Origin of the sequence: Wolbachia endosymbiont of Oryzaephilus surinamensis (assembly GCF_025617515.1) — a bacterium.
GTDB lineage: Bacteria > Pseudomonadota > Alphaproteobacteria > Rickettsiales > Anaplasmataceae > Wolbachia.
The window spans coordinates 440312-454002 of sequence record NZ_CP092526.1 but is presented as its reverse complement, the minus strand read 5'-3'; the positions used below and the strand labels follow the sequence as shown (position 1 = coordinate 454002).

Below are 13691 nucleotides of genomic sequence, written 5' to 3'. Positions count from 1 at the left end.
TACTCTATCTGCTTATTCCTCTTCTACCTCTCTCCCATCATTTTATCATTACCTTTTGCAGCAGGTCTATTGATGCATGAGTCTGGAATCTAGGAATTCTGATTATATATTAAGTTAGTAAGTATAAAAGTTATGTAAAAATACAACGTTTTTAGTGAGATTACGGAAAGCCAGCGTCACACGCTGGAATGACATCTTTCTTGGTGGACTCAAACCATAATGTTTGTACGGTTGTGGACTTATAACTAAAGCAATCTAGAAAATTAATGATATTTTATTCCCCGGAGAACGCTCTATTTTGTTTTCCAACTCTAGTTCTAAAAGAGCCATTAGAGCTATGTTGGCAGAAAGTCCGCTTGCTAATATAAGTTCATCTATATCAACAGGTACAGAGTTAATATGATCAACTATAACATATTTTGCCTGTTGCAATTTTTCTTGTTTTTGGTTAACAGCATAGTGCTCAACATTAAATAGGTTTTTTTGCTGCGGAGGTAAACTAAACCTAATACTCTCTATTATGTCATCAGCGGATTCGATAAGCTTAGCACCGTTTTTAATTAAATAATTACTACCACTACAGCGTGAATCTAGAGGGAAACCAGAAACTGCAAATACCTCTCTCCCTTGATTTAAAGCAAAATCTGCTGTTATTAGAGAGCCAGAACGTTTCGATGCTTCAATCACTACAACACCCAGCGATAGACCAGATATAATTCGATTCCTTTGAGGAAAATACTGAGGTTTTGGTTTAGTAGCAAATGGAAGCTCAGTCATTACTAATCCGCCATTTTCAGTAATTTTTTTGTATAGATCAAAATTTTCTCTTGGGTATACTACGTCAATTCCGCTTGCTGTAACAGCAATAGTGGGGTAATTTTTGTATATTACACTGTTTGCTGCAGTATCAATCCCTCTTGCAAGCCCAGAAATTATGATGAAACCAGCTTGGCTTAAATCGAGTGCCAACTTATTGGCAAAATTTCTTCCATTCATTGAAGAATTACGTCCACCGATTATTGCAATTATCTCACGACTTAATAATGATACATCACCAAGTGTAGTTATTACAGGAGGAAAACCAGAGATATTCCTTAAAATGTCAGGGTAATCTGGATCACATGCTGGTGTTATTTTAGCTCCAATTTTTTCTGCATTCTTAATTTCTTCTCGTGCATTTTGAATTCCATAATCCTTGTTAGTCAACTTATTAAGATATTTAAGCACTTCATATAGCGACCCACATGCTCTAAGTATACTAAAGAACTTTACTGGTCCCACAGTTCTAGCCAAGCTTAGCCATATTTCTAATTCTTCGTTATTTAATTTATTTATCTTCATAAAAGGCTTGAATTTCTTATCAATTTAGTGTACCCAAGATAATGTAAATATACAGTGTTTTATGACGCATTTTGTTACAGATAAATGCATAAAATGTAAATATACAGACTGTGTGGAAGTATGTCCAGTTGACTGCTTTTATGAAGGTAAAAATATGCTCGTGATTAACCCAGATGAGTGTATTGATTGTGGAGTGTGTATACCTGAATGTCCAGTAGATGCAATTGTAACTGATGATTCCATAAAAGATATTCTAGAGCTAGATGAAGGCTTACTGAATAATGAACAAAAAATCTTTAAATCATTTTACAATATAAACGTAGAATATTCGCAAAAATGGCCAAACATTACAGCTAAAAAGCAATCCCTAGATACAGCAGAAGAGTATAAAGAAAAAAAGGATAAGACAGCTTATTTTGATGAAAATTTAGGGTCATAGAGTACAAAAATAGACTTACATTTTTTTGATTAAATAGACATTGAATTGTAAGCGTCTATTTCATCTGCCATAGACGATAATTGTGCACTCTCAAAACGGAGATTGTTTGCAATATCTATTAATTTCTCACTAATTTGTGAACGAGGTTCAGGCACTGGAAAGAAAACGTCACATCTAGCCTTGCATAGAGGTTTGTCTGTTTCATTGAACGCCTCTTCACATTTTTTGTGGCAAATATGAGATAGGTTACGTGCCTGAAACGTTAATGAATTCGAGTTTTGTGTAGGTATAACCATAATATACTCCTAAATTAAAAAACTAACGCCACGGTAGCATTTATGTGTTAATAAAATTGTAATATTTATATCAGCATAATTACTTTCCAGATAAGTTTACTTTATTGAAAATTTCAGGAAAATATTGTACAATTACTCATGAACTTTGGTAAAACTTACGGCAAACGCTAATGTATCTTTCAGTAAAAAAACCGGTTCTGTCGCATCTATAAATCCTGGTATGTAACATTTGTAGGAAAGTAGAAAAGAAGTGATATGATCATCTAAAAAAAAAGCAAAGATGTTTCGTATTAGTTCAAAATTATTGCCATATTTCAAAGGATTTAGCTTTTCAGCAGAGATAATAATGTTATCTGTATATATGAAATGTAGATTCTCTTTGAGCTATCGAGATTTGGAAGAAATGCTGAGTATAAGGGGAGCAAAAATTGATCATGCTACGTTACAAAGGTGGGTTATCAGATTTGTGCCACTGATAGATGAAGCGGTAAGGAAAAGGAAGAAGCAGGTTGGCAGTAGCTGGAGAATGGACGAGACCTACGTTAAATTAAACGGCAAATGGGTTTATCTATACAGAGCACTATTGGTAATACTGTAGACTTTCTGTTGTGTGCTCGTAGAGACAAGTCTGCGGCACTTGCGTTCTTTCGTAAAGCCTTTAGAGAGAATAACCTTCCTGAGAAAGTAGTAATTGATAAAAGCGGCAGTAATACTGCTGCTCTTGATGATTTGAATACAGAAATTTCTGAAGATTGTAGAATCATGGTTTTTCAAATAAAATATCTAAATAATATTGTCGAACAAGATCATAGATTTATCAAAAAACGAATAAAGCCAATGCTTGGTTTTAAGAGCTTCCACTCCGCAAAGATTACCATTACCGGCATAGAAAATATTCGTATGATTCAAAAAAGACAAATTATCGGGGCTAATGATAATGTTTCTACTTTTGAGAATTTTGCTATGCTAATTGCTCTATAACTCCCATAATCCCAGTTTAACGATCTTCTTGTACCACAATTTATAGATTCGACAGAACCAAAACCCATACTCACCCAACCTAATCAATTACTTGCAATCTGGATTCCAGTTTTAAGCTACTCGGATGACAGAGAAAGGGCTACTTGCATGAAATGAAAAGGAGCACCGAGCAGATCACTTCTTCACAAAGATCTTATCAGCAACACGCATATCAATTATGCTCCAATTGCTAAAAGTAAAGTCGGTTGTATTTTGCAAGTGGCTTAAATAATCCCATGCGCTATAAGGATTATCTTCAGGCAATTTTACTGTGGAACTGTCATCGAGTATGATATTCCATCTTCTATTTCCTACATAAATACAAGAAGAAATATGATCACTTAATTGAGTTTTTCTCTCTAGTATATCTTTAATGAATTTTAGATTTGATAACGAATTTTGTCCTTTAATTACAACGAGGTTATCTATCGGGTAGTCATTTACGATCACTTTACCTTCAGAATCAATTACTGAAGTTCTGTTATCATCTTTCCAAAGAGCGAAAGGTGTATGTTCATCTACATCAATGTGTAAGGTATTAGGTAAAATTCTATAAATTTTTACATATTTTATCCATTTGCTTACAGATTGTATATTATCTGTTAGTTTTGAGAGTGATACATACATGATAGGTTGCGTTCTATCTACTAAACTTAGAATGTCCTTTTCATTTGTAAATTTGTTTCCAGTAACGGTTACTTTGTCGATTAAAAATCCATTGCTAAGTAATAAGCTCGATAAGCGATTGTTACACCAAGTAAAGTAGTAATTGAATCGATTTGTTATTTTATCAAGTGAACTATAAAGTACTAATGTGAGAAAAAGTGCAGTGATAATAACAAGAGCGCACTTGCGCAAAAAACTTCTTTGGCTTCTAGTAACATTGTTCAACATCGGCTTGATCTCTAATATTCCTGTGGTGTAAACTGTCTTCGACAATAATTTTGACTAATTCATTAAAATCAATTCCTCTTGTCAATTTTGCAATTTCTGGTACTAACGACAATTCAGTAAAGCCAGGATGTGTATTAACCTCAAGCATTTTTAAAGTGTTATTTTGGGGATTATAACGGAAGTCTGAGCGGGAAACAGTTTTACATCCTAAAAATTGATGAACTTTTAACGCGTGTTCCAAGGTTATTCTATATATGTTGTTAGGAATTTCAGCAGGAAATATATGTTCTGCAAATCCATCTGTATACTTTGCTTCATAATCATAGAATTTATTTTTCGGTCGTATTTCCATAGTGCCAATTGCTTCATTCAGTAATACAGCAGTATGTAACTCTATACCCGGTATGTATTCTTCTATGATCATCTTTTCCATTATAGTAGAACTATTATTTTTCAGCTCTAAGTAATCCTCATGTGAGAAAATCATGTGTACTCCAATGCTTGAGCCTTCGTTAATCGGTTTTAAGACGTACGGATAATCAACTTTAATATTATTTTTTAGCACATCTTCTCGACTAATTACATAGCCTCTTGGAGTGTCGATATTAAGAGAATGGAATATATGCTTTGACATCACTTTATTCATAGCAACAGCCGAAGCCATAACTTCTGAGTGTGTATATTTTATACCTAAAATCTCCAGTAAACCTTGAATACAGCCATCTTCACCATAAGGTCCATGTAGGGCAATAAAAGCAAGAGCGGGATTAGTTTTTTTAAGCTTTTGAGCAATGTTGCTATCAACATCTATTTCTATTGCATTATATGAAAGGCTATCAAGCGCCTTCTTTACTGCTTTTCCGCTCATAAGCGATATTTCTCTTTCGCAAGAAAATCCACCACTTAAAATTGCTATATTTGGAACCATAAGCACCCTAATATTTTGCTATATATCATATATAAAAGATACTTTTATCTTCAATAGAAAAAACGCTTTGAAAAATTCCACAGCTGTACAGATATTGAAACTTGCAGATGGTGTCATGCAAACTGGTTCCTTTATGATCAGACACCAGATTGCAAGTAAAACTGGAAGATCTTTTTCAGTAATATTCTTTAAAAATTTAATTTTGTAATCCACTTGATTTCCACTGGTTCTGTCGCATCTATAAATTGTGGTACAAGAAGATCGTTAAACTGGGATTATGGGAGTTATAGAGCAATTAGCATAGCAAAATTCTCAAAAGTAGAAACATTATCATTAGCCCCGATAATTTGTCTTTTTTGAATCATACGAATATTTTCTATGCCGGTAATGGTAATCTTTGCGGAGTGGAAGCTCTTAAAACCAAGCATTGGCTTTATTCGTTTTTTGATAAATCTATGATCTTGTTCGACAATATTATTTAGATATTTTATTTGAAAAACCATGATTCTACAATCTTCAGAAATTTCTGTATTCAAATCATCAAGAGCAGCAGTATTACTGCCGCTTTTATCAATTACTACTTTCTCAGGAAGGTTATTCTCTCTAAAGGCTTTACGAAAGAACGCAAGTGCCGCAGACTTGTCTCTACGAGCACACAACAGAAAGTCTACAGTATTACCAATAGTGCTCTGTATAGATAAACCCATTTGCCGTTTAATTTAACGTAGGTCTCGTCCATTCTCCAGCTACTGCCAACCTGCTTCTTCCTTTTCCTTACCGCTTCATCTATCAGTGGCACAAATCTGATAACCCACCTTTGTAACGTAGCATGATCAATTTTTGCTCCCCTTATACTCAGCATTTCTTCCAAATCTCGATAGCTCAAAGAGAATCTACATTTCATATATACAGATAACATTATTATCTCTGCTGAAAAGCTAAATCCTTTGAAATATGGCAATAATTTTGAACTAATACGAAACATCTTTGCTTTTTTTTTAGATGATCATATCACTTCTTTTCTACTTTCCTACAAATGTTACATACCAGGATTTATAGATGCGACAGAACCGTTGTAGCTGCGCAACGTCTGCCATTGATGATTATTTCACCTACTGTAACTGCTGCTAAAATAAAGCAGTAATAAACCTGTGTTAACAAAGAAATAGGTGAGACAGAAGCAATGCTACCTGCTAGCAGCAGCTGGGAACCATAAGGCAAAATGCCTTTTGTAACGCAAGCAAAAATGTCTAACAAGTATGCACTACGGTATGACGGAATATTATGCTTTTGCGCGAGCCTTTTTGCAATATCGCCACTTAATAAAATAGCAATGGTATTATTAGCAACTAAAACAGTAAACATAGATGCTATGCCCGCTATTACAAATTCAGCTTTAGTTTTTGTGATATTGCTTTCATCGATAAGTTTGTGTAATGCCTTTTGACCCTGCTTGTACATTATATGACTCAATCCGCCAATAAATAGAGCAAATATCACTATCTCGTTTACTTTTTTGAAACCGTCATATATGTCATGAGAGAGTTGAATGATAGTATAGTCAAAAAAAGTCATCCCTAATACACTAGCAACAATTATATTTATAGTTATTGTTACTAAAGTAGTAACTTCAAATAACCCCATGATTATTAAAGAAATATAAGGAATAATCTTTATTACTGATAAATAATCTAAATTTGATGTAGGAATAATTTTTGTACTATCTGCCATAATTGCCAGATAGACAAGCGTTATAATGCTGGCAACAAATGCTACTTTAGAATTCACTTTAAGTTTATCCTTTATCGTGGCCCCCTGTGAAGAAACAGATGCAATAGTAGTGTCAGATATCATTGAAAGATTATCACCAAATACGGCACCTCCAACTACAGTTGCAGTTCCTATTTCAAGACCAAAAGCCCCATTTTTTGCTAAGTTAACAGCTATTGGTACCATTAATACAACAACTCCCATAGACGTACCAATTGCAGTTGATATCTTACTATTACCCACAAATATAAATGGACATAAAAATAAAGTATTACAACATTAAAGTTTGCAAACATTGAGGGTAAAAAATGGCAAACAGGAATAATGAATGGGCTGAAAATGAATTTGGAGATGCTGTACTTGGAGATAAAAGGTTAACTGACCGATTAGTAAATATTGCTGATAGTTTTACAAGTTTACCTGAAAGCTCAATCAATCAGGCGTGTGGAAGTTGGTCAGAAGCAAAAGCAGCATATCGTTTTTTTCAAAATGAGAACGTGAAAGAAGGCGATATTCTAGCTTCACACGTTGCTAAAACAGTTGAAAGAACAAAAGCCCATAAAAAAATTTTTGTGATCCAAGATACAAGTTATATTTCATACACAGACCATGAAAAAACAAGTGGATTGGGAGTTATTACAAGAAAACATAGTCAAGGTATTATAATGCATACAGCTCTAGCTGTTAGTATAGAAGGTTTGGTACTAGGGATACTAGATCAAAAAATTTATTCAAGACCTGAAGAATCTGAAAACATAAAAAAAAAGAACAATGACAGTATCCGCATTGAAGATAAAGAGAGTATAAAATGGTTAGAAACTTTAAGCAACACAAACAACATTATTGATTCAACTCAAACTGAGACTATAACTATATGCGATAGAGAAGCAGATATATATGAGTTTTTTGAGCTTGCATATAATCTTAATTCGGCAGTGTTAGTTAGAGCTTCCAAAGATAGGGCAGTAAATAGAAAATCTCGATATCCTGAAAAAGGTGAGCAGAAGTTATGGGAATTTATTAAATCCTCTCATTGTGCAGGTACGGTAAAAGTTGAAGTTCCTGCAAAAGATAATAAGCCAAAAAGAACAGCACATTTGGAAGTTAGATTCGGAAAGTTTATTATGCATCCATCTAAGAATAGTATTAGGCATAAGACAGAAGAATTACTTAAATTACCACACTATGCAGTTTACGTTGTTGAAAAAGACTTTCCTTCTGAAACAAATCCGCTAGAGTGGATGCTTTTAACAAATCTTCCAGTCAATACCTTTGATGAAGCTGTTGAAAAAGTTAGGTGGTATTGTCTTAGATGGAAAATAGAAATATTACATAAAATTTTAAAATCTGGTCTCAAAGTTGAAGAATGTAGGCTTGGAACAGCAGAAAGGTTGATGCGATATTTAACAGTAATGAGTATTATTGCTTGGAGAATTTTCTTTATTACAACAATTGCAAGAACTGATCCAACATTACCGTGTACTACCTTATTAGCCGAAGAAGAATGGAAAGTTCTATATGTAAAAATACATAGAAAACCATGTTCAAATGCAACTCCTACTATAAAAGAAGCTGTTTCATGGATTGCTCAACTTGGAGGACATTTGGCTAGAAAAAATGATCTAGAACCAGGCCCCATTACTATTTGGAAAGGATGGAGACGTCTCTTTGATCTAGCAGAAGGATGGCGACTTGCTCACGAACTTTATATTTGTGGGTAATAGTAAGAGTTGATATAAAAGCGGAAGCCAAAAATACTCCAGGCAGTAGTAATCTTGCTGGAAGGAATTTGAGAATTAAATCAGCAACAGTATCTGCACTACCAATTGATTGAGTCACCACAGAAAATGCTCCAGAAAATAGAAAAGTTAAACACATAGTAAGGGTGTTTTTATCGCCCATACCCTCGATGACAGTATCGATGTGACGTTGAATTTTACCTGCACTGCATGCAACAGCAAAAAATAGCGCCGGTAGTAGGCAAATTACCGGTGAAACTTGGCGAAGCGGATTATCAATTCCAATAAAGAAAAAATAGACACCACTTCCAAGGTATAAGATTAAAAAAATAACCAAAGGAAAAAAAGCTGTCATTTTACTGCCTTAAAAGCTATGATTATAATCAATTAAGTGATTTCAGGCAAGCTTGATTTTCTGTAAGTTAATAACAGTCCTTTTAGACTCTCAAGTTACGCTATGGAAAATGCGTTGACTATTCTACCATAATATATAGCATCAAAAAATACTCTATAGTATGAGGTAAAGCCATGGTAATGACATATGAACAGTGGAACATAATATTAGGTGTAATTGATCAAGAGGTAAATTTAAGTGAAGACAATGTAATTGAAAGAATAAAAGAGCTATTAAAGGAAGTAAAGATACTAGGGCAAGCAGAAATATTAAGAATGTTAGAAGAGATATCGCATGGATTAGAAGTACCAAGCAAGATTCCAAGAGTACAAGAGACACAAGAGCCATTAAAAAAGAGACTAAAGGTGGTAAATGTACCGCAGACAAAAGAAGAAGCAAAAAAGATACTAAAGGAGTCAAGGGTATCAAATGCTCAACAGATGGTAAAAAGAATGCTAAAAAGGTTAGGTGTACAAGAGACATCAGAAGAATCAAAAGCAGTGGCGCTAGAGGATGTGCTAAATGCACGAAAGATCTCAGAAAAGGTACCAGTGATGCTAGATGTAGGAAAGATATTAGAGACACTAAAGGCACTAAAGAGAGCAAGTAAAAATGTGTATAGAGAGTGGGAGAAAAATAAGTTTGATGTAAATCATTGGTTTAAAGTAGATTGTTTGCATGAACGCTTTTCATACACGTTATTGTATTTAGCTATTGATTTTAAGCTGAACAATTTAATAAATGCTATGCTTAAAGTAAAAGGAATCGATATTAATGCACCAAGTCCGTTTTCCGAATGGACTGCTTTACATTGGGCTGTTGAAGATAGGAACACAGAAGTAGCACGCAAGCTAATAGAAAAAGGGGCAAATGTTAATCAGTTGGATTCATCTCAACGAACTACTTTATATCAGCCAGCTGTAAATGGCGATATAGAAATAACAAAAATCTTAGTAAAAAATAATGCAGATGTTAATGCAGAGGATCTAGCGAGATTGACTGCTTTATATAAGGCTGCCGATAATGGCCATGAAGAAGTAGCAAAGTACTTAATGGAGAATGGAGCAGATGTTAAGAAGAATGGAGCGCTTAAACTTACTCCTTTACATATTGCTGTTGCAAATGTTGATGAAGCAATGGTGAATTGTATAATAAAAAATGATAAGAATATTGTTGAAAATATTGAGATAGTAGATGTATTTGGATGGAGTCCTTTATATTGGGCTGCTGCAAAGAATAATACATTAATATTAGAGATCCTATTACAGGCCACATCACGATATAGAGCAAGTGTTGATATAGAGGATAAGTTAATTGGGCGATCTCCCTTACATATTGCTGCTACGAATGATAATGTGGAAGCAGTAGAGCTCTTAATAAACTATGAAGCAAATGTTAACCATAAGGATGCATGGGGATGGACTCCTTTTAATTGTGCTGCCGCAAAAGGCAATAGAAAAGTAATGAATTATCTAATAGCCCATGGAGCAAGTATTGAGACAAATGATCCACAGAAAATATTACTTTCTATTTGTCCATATAATTATCTAGAAGCAGTAACTACTATAACACAACTTGGAATATGGAAGGATGTGATGAAATTGATGGTAGCTGAGTTTTTACGTTGTGCTGCCGGACATGGTGATACACTAATGGTACATGCTCTATTAGAATCTGGAATAAATGCTAATGCACGTGACGATTTAGAATCAACTGCTTTACATAAAGCTGCCAAAGGTGGCCATGCGGAAGTAGTAAGGACCTTAATTTTATATGGAGCAAATGTTAATGCACAGGATAGCTCAGGGCAATCTCCTTTAGCTTATGCTTTCGAACATAGACACTGGATAGTAGTAATGACTTTACTATGTTATGGCGCAAGTACTTTATTGCCTGATCACTGTGGTGAAACTGTAAGAGATTTAGCTGAACATCAAGGCATAAGTAATCTTCTAGTGGAAGCAGAACAAAGAGCACTAGATATACTTACGCGGCTTAACTTAGAATCAAGTATACTCAGAAACAAAAAATTAATGACAGTGCAACACATAGAATCACATATGTTGAGAGAAATAGAATCACATAATCTATCTATCAGCTTTGAACGTATGATAAGAGATCAAGCTAATCAAATTGAACAATTACAGTATAACGCTAAACTTAATGAAAAAGGAGTAGCATTTATAACTGACCACATTAAATGTGTGCAGTTAGAGACTAACACTAAAGCGTGTTCAGCTGAAATGGATGGAGTAAAAGAACAAATATTACATAGTCCTTGCAGGTGGTCATATCGCACTAAAAATGTTAATGTAAGAAGAGTAACATCTTTAGCTAACGGCATTGAGTGTATGAAGTTAGGGCCTAACACTGAAGCGTGTCAAGGCCCTAGTACTAAAGAGCCTAATACTCACCTCTCTATGATCGAGAAACTATCATTGTTACCACTTTACTCAGCTGTAGGAAAATATGAAGCCGTTATAAATAGTTAAATAATCCTCTAAATTCCAGCACGTAGCACTCGATGCAAGTAGCTGAAACTGAGAAGTACATTAGGTATGTTAGATTTTAGTTTACACAATAAAATTTTTATAAGTAAGATGTCAGAAGGTATCAAAACCATATTAGTAGAAGACAATAATGTTAGGCTCGATAGGTACATTAGAAGAATTTTTCCCAATTTGAAACAATCTGCAATTGAGAAGTCTTTAAGGAAAGGATTAATCAAGGTTGATAATTGCACGGCAAAATCCAGCGATAGGGTAAGCTCTGGGCAAACTATAATGATAAGATACTTAGACTATATTGAGAACACTAATTCTGACTGCAAATATAATGAAAAGTTAGTGAATCTACTAAGAGAGAACATATTATATGAAGACGAATATATACTAGCTATAAACAAACCCGCAGGGGTCATTGTTCAAGGCGGCATAAAGGTAAAAATTAGCATTAGTGATTTACTTGACCAAATAAGAGAGAGAGAAATATTTAAAATTGTTCACAGGCTGGATAGGGATACAAGCGGAGTAATAATATTCGCACGCAATGCCAGCGTTGCCAAATACCTTATGGAAGAATTTAAAGGACGGAGGATAAAAAAAACTTACCTAGCATTAACTTTTGGTATACCGAGCAAAGATAATGGAACAATAGACTATCCGTTGGTGAAAAAATATATTTCAGGGCAAGAAAAAGTAGTCGTTGATGAAGATTCACCTCAAAATGCCACTACGCATTTTTTAATTATAGCAAGGTTAAAACATAATGTTGCTTATTTAAAATTACAACCAATTACTGGCAGAACTCATCAATTACGTGCACATTTAGCTCATATAAATTGTCCTATTCTTGGTGACGGTAAATATGGCGGTAAAAAAGCTTTTATTGATGGAGTAGCAAATCAGATTCACCTACATTCATATTCTTTGTCTTTAAAATTGCCAAATAATAAAGAAGTCACTATTACTGCTCCTGTCCCTAAACATATCGAAAAATCTATTGAAGCGCTATCTTTTGACTAAAGCGATTTCACCAATCAATTTTTTTGTCTTTGGCTTTAATTTGAAGTACAGATATTAGGCTAATCAATGCACAAACAGTAAGGTAAATCCCTGCGGCAAGTTTTGTTTCGGTTTTTTCTATAAGCCACATGCATATCGATGGAGAAAGGCCGCCAAAAATACCTGCAGATATGTTATGTGCGAGGCTAAAGCCGGTGCACCTAACTTTTGTTGGAAATAACTCGCAGGCAAGAGAATTATATATTCCAAAAGATGCACCTATCGGCACACTTATCAACAGAAAAGAGAGCGTGACAATATAGTGGTTATCATTTGATAATAGCGAAAGTACCGGCAAACCAGCGCAAGCTAGAGCTACTAATGTAGGAATCATTACATTTTTTCTTCCAACTTTATCAGACAGTATTGCAAATAGCACTGCGGACGTTCCAAATGTAATTTCAACTATAATCCTTACTACATTTTTAATATCAATACCTGACAGAGTAAGCGCTTTTACAGATATGTTATAAAACATTATTACCGAATAAACGATTGCATTTTGAGCGATACCAAGCCCAATTGCTAATATAAATGCTTTTTTGTAGGTTTTGATTAATTCTAAAAATGGAGAATCAGATAAGCTTCTATTTTGATCATGAATTTTATATGCTAAGCTCTCTTCCATTATATATCTTGTTAAAAAGCCTATTATGCCCATAATGAAGCAGAAATAGAAGGGCAACCTCCAGCCCCAAATTTCATAATTTTCACCTGTAAACTTTTTGCAAATAGCTATCATTACAAAGCATGTGATAGAACCGAGAGCACCACTAAACGCTTTCATGCTCCCTAAGAATCCTAGATTTTTTTTATCGCTTGAATGCTCTATTAAAAAAGCAGAGTTAACACTTGTTTCTCCACCTGCTGCCATTCCTTGTACTATCCTACAAAACAGAAGCAGTATAGGAGAAAATATTCCTATTTCTCTAAAGCTAGGTATAACCGCAATTGCAGTAGACGATATCGAAGCTAATATTACGGAAGTCAGTAAAATTTTCCTCCTGCCATACTTATCTCCAATGTAACCAAAAATAAACGCACCAAGTGGTCTAAATCCAAAGCCAATTGCAAAACTGCCAAGGAATTTGATTTTTTTTATGTAGTCGCTTTCTGATGAAAAAAAAACGTCACTTATTATATGCGTCAAAACTCCAAACAGAGTTATTTCATACCATATAATCATATTGCAGATTATACTTGATAGTATTGCTTTTTGAATATCGCTCATAATTTTTAACTCACTATAATTTAACTTACTAATAACAAGTATTTTTGTCTATAGATTGTAGTTTAGAACTTTGTAA

Annotated in this window: 9 protein-coding genes and 3 pseudogenes; 5 read left to right on the top strand and 7 right to left on the bottom strand. The window is 34.2% G+C overall.

The features are described from left to right. Positions 1–255: 255 nt before the first annotated feature. Positions 256–1341 carry a DNA-processing protein DprA gene (gene dprA / locus MJ631_RS01925; RefSeq protein WP_007302781.1) on the bottom strand — a complete coding sequence of 362 codons (1086 nt, stop codon included), beginning with the start codon at positions 1339–1341 and terminating at the stop codon, positions 256–258. A gap of 61 nt (positions 1342–1402) precedes the next feature. On the opposite strand from dprA, the gene MJ631_RS01920 reads away from it, so the two are divergent. Further along, the gene (locus MJ631_RS01920) at positions 1403–1780 is read left to right on the top strand and encodes a ferredoxin family protein (RefSeq protein ID WP_007302780.1); all 378 of its coding nucleotides are present in this window, start codon (positions 1403–1405) and stop codon (positions 1778–1780) included. 576 nt (positions 1781–2356) lie between these two features. Then, positions 2357–3057: pseudogene (locus MJ631_RS01915) on the top strand (IS6 family transposase). A gap of 174 nt (positions 3058–3231) precedes the next feature. On the opposite strand, the gene MJ631_RS01910 reads toward MJ631_RS01915, so the two are convergent. The 4 genes and pseudogenes from MJ631_RS01910 to MJ631_RS01895 form a co-directional block, all read right to left on the bottom strand. Beyond that, positions 3232–3990, bottom strand: a complete 759-nt coding sequence (locus MJ631_RS01910) for a cell division protein FtsQ/DivIB (protein WP_007302888.1) — start codon at positions 3988–3990, stop codon at positions 3232–3234. Beyond that, the gene (locus MJ631_RS01905; protein WP_012481821.1) at positions 3971–4924 is read right to left on the bottom strand and encodes a D-alanine--D-alanine ligase; all 954 of its coding nucleotides are present in this window, start codon (positions 4922–4924) and stop codon (positions 3971–3973) included. The genes MJ631_RS01910 and MJ631_RS01905 overlap by 20 nt, the downstream gene beginning before the upstream one ends. A 278-nt stretch (positions 4925–5202) precedes the next feature. Further along, positions 5203–5903, bottom strand: a pseudogene (locus MJ631_RS01900) (IS6 family transposase). A 68-nt stretch (positions 5904–5971) separates the two neighbouring features. Next, positions 5972–6937: a Na+/H+ antiporter NhaC family protein gene (locus MJ631_RS01895; protein WP_395460398.1), complete on the bottom strand. Its 966-nt coding sequence runs from the start codon at positions 6935–6937 to the stop codon at positions 5972–5974. A gap of 59 nt (positions 6938–6996) precedes the next feature. Here MJ631_RS01895 and MJ631_RS01885 point away from each other — a divergent pair, with 59 nt between their 5' ends. Next, on the top strand, positions 6997–8409 hold the full coding sequence (locus tag MJ631_RS01885; protein WP_214303148.1) for an IS4-like element ISWosp2 family transposase: 1413 nt from the start codon (positions 6997–6999) through the stop codon (positions 8407–8409). A gap of 7 nt (positions 8410–8416) precedes the next feature. On the opposite strand, the pseudogene MJ631_RS01880 reads toward MJ631_RS01885, so the two are convergent. Next, positions 8417–8782: pseudogene (locus MJ631_RS01880) on the bottom strand (Na+/H+ antiporter NhaC family protein); the annotation flags it as partial. 173 nt (positions 8783–8955) lie between these two features. Here MJ631_RS01880 and MJ631_RS01875 point away from each other — a divergent pair. Together MJ631_RS01875 and MJ631_RS01870 are read left to right on the top strand one after the other, a co-directional pair. After that, complete coding sequence (locus MJ631_RS01875; RefSeq protein ID WP_149168896.1) at positions 8956–11313, top strand: ankyrin repeat domain-containing protein; 2358 nt, start codon at positions 8956–8958, stop codon at positions 11311–11313. 108 nt (positions 11314–11421) lie between these two features. After that, positions 11422–12345 carry an RluA family pseudouridine synthase gene (locus MJ631_RS01870; RefSeq protein ID WP_007302901.1) on the top strand — a complete coding sequence of 308 codons (924 nt, stop codon included), beginning with the start codon at positions 11422–11424 and terminating at the stop codon, positions 12343–12345. Between the two features lie 7 nt (positions 12346–12352). Here the strand turns inward: MJ631_RS01870 and MJ631_RS01865 are convergent, their stop codons facing one another. Next, positions 12353–13615 carry an MFS transporter gene (locus MJ631_RS01865; RefSeq protein WP_007302900.1) on the bottom strand — a complete coding sequence of 421 codons (1263 nt, stop codon included), beginning with the start codon at positions 13613–13615 and terminating at the stop codon, positions 12353–12355. Positions 13616–13691 lie beyond the last annotated feature (76 nt).

Excerpts from the sequence above, each read along its gene's own strand:
- MJ631_RS01870 (WP_007302901.1), top strand. The coding sequence starts at position 11,422 with ATGTCAGAAGGTATCAAAACCATATTAGTAGAAGACAATAATGTTAGG.
- MJ631_RS01910 (WP_007302888.1), bottom strand. The coding sequence starts at position 3,990 with ATGTTGAACAATGTTACTAGAAGCCAAAGAAGTTTTTTGCGCAAGTGC.
- MJ631_RS01865 (WP_007302900.1), bottom strand. The coding sequence starts at position 13,615 with ATGAGCGATATTCAAAAAGCAATACTATCAAGTATAATCTGCAATATG.
- MJ631_RS01875 (WP_149168896.1), top strand. The coding sequence starts at position 8,956 with ATGGTAATGACATATGAACAGTGGAACATAATATTAGGTGTAATTGAT.
- MJ631_RS01920 (WP_007302780.1), top strand. The coding sequence starts at position 1,403 with ATGACGCATTTTGTTACAGATAAATGCATAAAATGTAAATATACAGAC.
- dprA (WP_007302781.1), bottom strand. The coding sequence starts at position 1,341 with ATGAAGATAAATAAATTAAATAACGAAGAATTAGAAATATGGCTAAGC.
- MJ631_RS01885 (WP_214303148.1), top strand. The coding sequence starts at position 6,997 with ATGGCAAACAGGAATAATGAATGGGCTGAAAATGAATTTGGAGATGCT.